Genomic DNA, 4,445 nt, shown 5'->3' with positions numbered 1-4,445 from the left:
GTTTCCTCTTCCCCAACGCGGAGCTGGAGCGCCGCGGCCTGCTGCAGCGCAAAGGCTTCCCGGAGTCCTACGACCGGCGCCGCCTCCTCCGCTTTGTCAGCGAAGTCAAGAGCGGGGCCCAGGAGGTCCGGGCGCCGCGCTATTCGCACCTGACCTACGACATCCTCCCGGGCGAGGAGGTAGTGGTCCGCCATCCCGACGTGTTGATCGTCGAGGGCCTGAATGTACTGGCTCCCGCCCGGCCGCGTGCGGATGGGAGGTCGGGGCTGGCGCTGAGCGACTTTTTCGACTTCTCCATTTATGTGGACGCCAAGACCGCCTACATTGAAGAATGGTACGTACAGCGGTTCCAGTCCCTGCGCTACTCCGCGTTCGCGCAGCCGGAATCTTATTTCCACCGGTATGCGGACCTGACGGACGAGGAGGCACGGATGACGGCCCTTGATATCTGGCGCCGGATCAACGAGCCGAACCTCAAAGAGAACGTCCTGCCCACCCGCGGCCGCGCCCAGCTGGTGCTCACCAAGGACGCGGACCACACCATCCGCCGGATGCTGCTGCGGAAGACCTGACATCAAGACATTGGGGGATCTGTTGGGGGACAGAACAAGAACCGGACTTACGACGGCGGCAGCCCGGCTGGGTGCCACAGCTTTCCTTGCGGTGTCCGCTCTGCTAATGGCCGGCTGCTCGGCCCCGTCGGATCAGCCGGTTCCGGCCGGCATTGCTGCGTCCACGTTGTCCGCACCGTCTCAGGCCAGCCCCTCGCCGTCCGCTCCAGCCCTGCCCGTTGCTCCCGCGACTGCTCCGCTCACCGGCATTCCGCCGGCCGGCGTCCCCTCGGCCAGCGTCCCCTCGGCCAATGCGCCTTCGGCCGACGCCCTCGGAGGGGCCACGGACCGACACTCGGACCCGAACGCCATCGACGTCGTCGTGAACAAAACCCGCGCACTGGACCCGATCGACTACGAGCCGGCCGACCTCGTCGTTCCCAACGTGCCGAGCACCGCCCCCGGCAGCAGCGCGCTGCGCGCCCAGGTGGCCGCCGCCGTCGAAAGCATGTTCACCGCGGCCGCCGCGGACGGCGTGCAACTGGTCGTGGCCAGTGCCTTTCGCTCCTACACTTACCAGGCAGGCACCTACGCCCACTGGGTGGAACAGAACGGCGGAAACATGGCGGATGCGGATACCGCGTCGGCCCGGCCCGGTTTCTCCGAACACCAGACGGGCCTTGCCCTGGATCTTGCCCAGGCGGACGGCGCGTGCACCCTGCTGCCCTGCTTCGCGGAGCAGCCTGCCGGGCAGTGGGCCGCAGCCAATGCCCACCGTTTCGGGTTCATCGTCCGGTATCAGCTCGGCTTCCACGGCATCACCGGCTTCTACGCCGAGCCGTGGCACTTGCGGTATGTCGGCGTCGAGGTTGCCACGGACATGCAGAACCGCGGATTTCACACCCTCGAGGAGTATTTCGGTCTGCCGGCGGCACCTGGTTATCGCTGAAAGTCAACGAATACCCGGCGGAAAAATCGCTGCAAATGCATATGTACCGCTGTAGTCTGCTCCCATGCTAAGTGGATTCAAAGAGTTCATCCTCCGAGGCAACGTCATGGATCTGGCCATCGCGGTGGTCATGGGTACTGCGTTCACCGCAGTCGTCACGGCGCTGGTCGATGGCATCATCATGCCGCTGGTCGCCGCCATCTTCGGGCAGCCGGATATCTCCTCCGTCGGCAACTTCACCCTCAACGGGGCGGAGTTCTCCATCGGATCGGTGCTCCAGGCTGTCCTGAACTTCCTCCTGATTGCCCTCGCCGTCTATTTCGCCCTGGTCCTGCCGATGAAGCACCTGATGGAGCGCTTCAAGAGGCCAGAGGAAGAAGCAGCCGAAGAGGCCAACGAACAGACCGTCCTGCTGACCGAGATCCGCGACGCTCTGCGCGCGCGGCAGCAATGACCCCACGCCCTACCGAAAAAGCGGCCCGCCCCCGGTCATTCCGGGACGGGCCGCTCTTCTGGGTATGCCTCGGGCAGTCCGCTCAGGCGGATTCCTGCTCCAGCTCCGGTACCAGGGCCAGCTGGACCCGCACCGTTTCCGCCAGTTGTTCGGCGATGGCGCGGGCAATGGACATGTCTGTTGCCTCCACCATCACCCGGACCAGCGGCTCGGTGCCGGAAGGCCGCAGCAGCACGCGTCCGTTTTCCCCGAGCGTGGCTTTGGCCTGTTCAACGGCGTCCTGCACTGCCGCATTGATCCCGGCGCTGGCCTTGTCCACGTCCCTGACGTTGATGAGGACCTGCGGAAGCTTGGTCATGACGGCAGCCAGTTCAGCCAGCGGGCGGCCCGCCTTCGCTACCTGCGCAGCCAGCTGCAGGCCGGTCAGCACTCCGTCGCCGGTCGTGGCGTAGTCGGAGAAAATCACGTGGCCGGATTGCTCGCCGCCCAGGCTGTAGTCCGCCGCGCGCATGGCTTCCAGGACGTAGCGGTCCCCCACACCGGTTTCGAGGATGCTGATGCCCGCGTCCTTCAGCGCCAGTTTGAGCCCAAGATTGCTCATGACCGTAGCCACCAGCACGTTGTCCTTCAGCTTGCCGGCGGAGGCCATGGCCAAGGCCATGATCGCCATGATCTGGTCCCCATCGACGATATTTCCCTCATGGTCGACCGCCAGGCAGCGGTCGGCGTCGCCGTCGTGCGCAATGCCCAGGTCCGCGCCGTGCTCGACGACGGCCGTCTGCAGCTGATCCAGGTGCGTTGAACCGACGCCGTCGTTGATGTTGAGGCCGTCCGGATTGGCTCCCATGACGATCACCTCCGCGCCAGCGTCCGCGAACACCTGGGGCGAGCAGCCGCTGGCTGCGCCGTGCGCACAGTCGAGGACGATCCGGAGACCGTCAAGGCGGTGGGGCAGGGTCTGCAGCAAATGCACGATGTAACGGTCCTCGGCGTCCGCGAAACGCTGGATCCGTCCCACATCGCCGCCGGTGGGCCGTGGGCTCGGCTCCGCCATCTCCGCCTCGATCGCGTCTTCCAGCGCGTCGTCCAGCTTCTGCCCGCCGCGCGCCAGGAACTTGATGCCGTTGTCCGGTGCAGGATTGTGGGACGCGGAGATCATTACGCCGAAATCCGCATCGAGGTCCCCCACCAGGTAGGCGGCCGCAGGTGTCGGCAGCACGCCGGCGTCGTACACATCGACACCGCAGCTGGCGAGCCCGGCGCTGACAGCGGCGCCGATGAATTCACCGCTGATGCGCGGATCCCGGGCGATCACCGCTCTGGGGCGCACGCCCTCGGCCACCTGCCGGTGGCCCAGGACCACGGCGGCCGCCTGGGCGAGCTGGAGCGACAGCTCCGCCGTGATCAATCCATTTGCAAGTCCTCGGACGCCATCGGTCCCAAACAATCTAGTCATCGGCATACATCCTAAGTGACGAAAACAGCTGCCCCGACCGCGGGCCGGAGCAGCAGGTTAAACAAAGGACCCGTCCGGCCCACCGAAATGGTGTTCCAGACGGGTCCCAAGGCAACGGTGATTCGAGGAATCGAATCAGCGCTTGGAGTACTGAGGCGCCTTGCGTGCCTTCTTCAGACCGGCCTTCTTACGCTCGATGACGCGGGCGTCACGGGTCAGGAAGCCGGCCTTCTTCAGGGCGGGACGGTTGTTGTCCCGGTCGATCTCGTTCAGCGCGCGGGCGACGCCCAGGCGAAGGGCGCCGGCCTGGCCGGACGGGCCCCCGCCGACGATGCGGGCGATCACGTCGTAGGCACCTTCAAGTTCAAGAATCTTGAAGGGCTCGTTGACTTCCTGCTGGTGCAGCTTGTTCGGGAAGTAGTTGGCCAGTTCGCGGCCGTTGATCGTCCAGTTGCCGGTGCCGGGGACAACGCGCACGCGGGCGATCGCCTGCTTGCGGCGGCCAACGGCGGAGCCGGGCACCGTCAGGGCGGGCCGTTCCTTGACGACGGTCGGAGCGGACTCCGGGGTCTCCGAGGTGTAGCTGGTCAGCCCCTCGGTGTTGTCATTCAGCTCTTCAGTGTTCTGAGCCACGATTCTCCTTGAATACGTTTTCTGTTGGTGGCCAGGACTACTGGGCGACCTGGGTGATTTCGAAGGTCTTCGGCTGCTGGGCAGCGTGCGGGTGCTCTGCGCCCGCGTAGACCTTCAGCTTGGACAGCTGCTGGGCAGCCAGGGAGTTCTTCGGGAGCATGCCCTTGATGGCCTTCTCGACCGCGCGGACCGGGTTCTTCTCCAGCAGCTCTGCGTAGCTGGCGGACTTGAGGCCGCCTGGGTAACCGGAGTGGCGGTAGGCGCGCTTCTGCTCAAGCTTAGCGCCGGTCAGGGCCACCTTGTCGGCGTTGATGATGATGACGAAATCGCCCATGTCCATGTGGGGAGCAAAGGTCGGCTTGTGCTTTCCGCGCAGCAGTGTTGCGGTCTGGCTGGCAAGAC

Annotated in this window: 6 protein-coding genes; 3 read left to right on the top strand and 3 right to left on the bottom strand. The window is 65.6% G+C overall.

All coding sequences use genetic code 11. From position 1 onward, the window contains the following. The 3 genes from coaA to mscL form a co-directional block, all read left to right on the top strand. On the top strand, window positions 1-572 hold a 572-nt coding region (coaA, locus tag AC5RW2_RS40715), incomplete at its 5' end, for a type I pantothenate kinase (RefSeq protein WP_494075273.1). Between the two features lie 91 nt (window positions 573-663). Further along, window positions 664-1,500, top strand: coding sequence for a M15 family metallopeptidase (locus AC5RW2_RS40710; protein ID WP_494030155.1), 837 nt, complete (start codon window positions 664-666; stop codon window positions 1,498-1,500). A gap of 64 nt (window positions 1,501-1,564) precedes the next feature. Then, window positions 1,565-1,954 (top strand): large conductance mechanosensitive channel protein MscL, encoded by a 390-nt coding sequence (mscL, locus tag AC5RW2_RS40705; protein ID WP_494030154.1) that lies wholly within the window; start codon window positions 1,565-1,567, stop codon window positions 1,952-1,954. An 82-nt stretch (window positions 1,955-2,036) separates the two neighbouring features. Here mscL and glmM read toward each other — a convergent pair whose 3' ends face one another. From glmM to rplM, 3 genes are all read right to left on the bottom strand, one after another. After that, window positions 2,037-3,410, bottom strand: a complete 1,374-nt coding sequence (glmM, locus tag AC5RW2_RS40700) for a phosphoglucosamine mutase (RefSeq protein ID WP_494030153.1) — start codon at window positions 3,408-3,410, stop codon at window positions 2,037-2,039. Window positions 3,411-3,545: 135 nt separating this feature from the next. Continuing rightward, window positions 3,546-4,043: a 30S ribosomal protein S9 gene (rpsI, locus tag AC5RW2_RS40695; RefSeq protein ID WP_494030152.1), complete on the bottom strand. Its 498-nt coding sequence runs from the start codon at window positions 4,041-4,043 to the stop codon at window positions 3,546-3,548. Between the two features lie 37 nt (window positions 4,044-4,080). After that, a partial coding sequence (gene rplM / locus AC5RW2_RS40690) for a 50S ribosomal protein L13 (protein ID WP_494075272.1) occupies window positions 4,081-4,445 on the bottom strand: 365 nt, incomplete at its 5' end.

This window comes from Arthrobacter sp. B0316-1-20 (assembly GCF_059091865.1).
This window is presented reverse-complemented; position numbering and strand designations above follow the sequence as displayed.

Bases quoted from the DNA above. Each gene is read 5' to 3' on its own strand.
- mscL (WP_494030154.1), top strand. From the start codon at position 1,565: ATGCTAAGTGGATTCAAAGAGTTCATCCTCCGAGGCAACGTCATGGAT.
- glmM (WP_494030153.1), bottom strand. From the start codon at position 3,410: ATGACTAGATTGTTTGGGACCGATGGCGTCCGAGGACTTGCAAATGGA.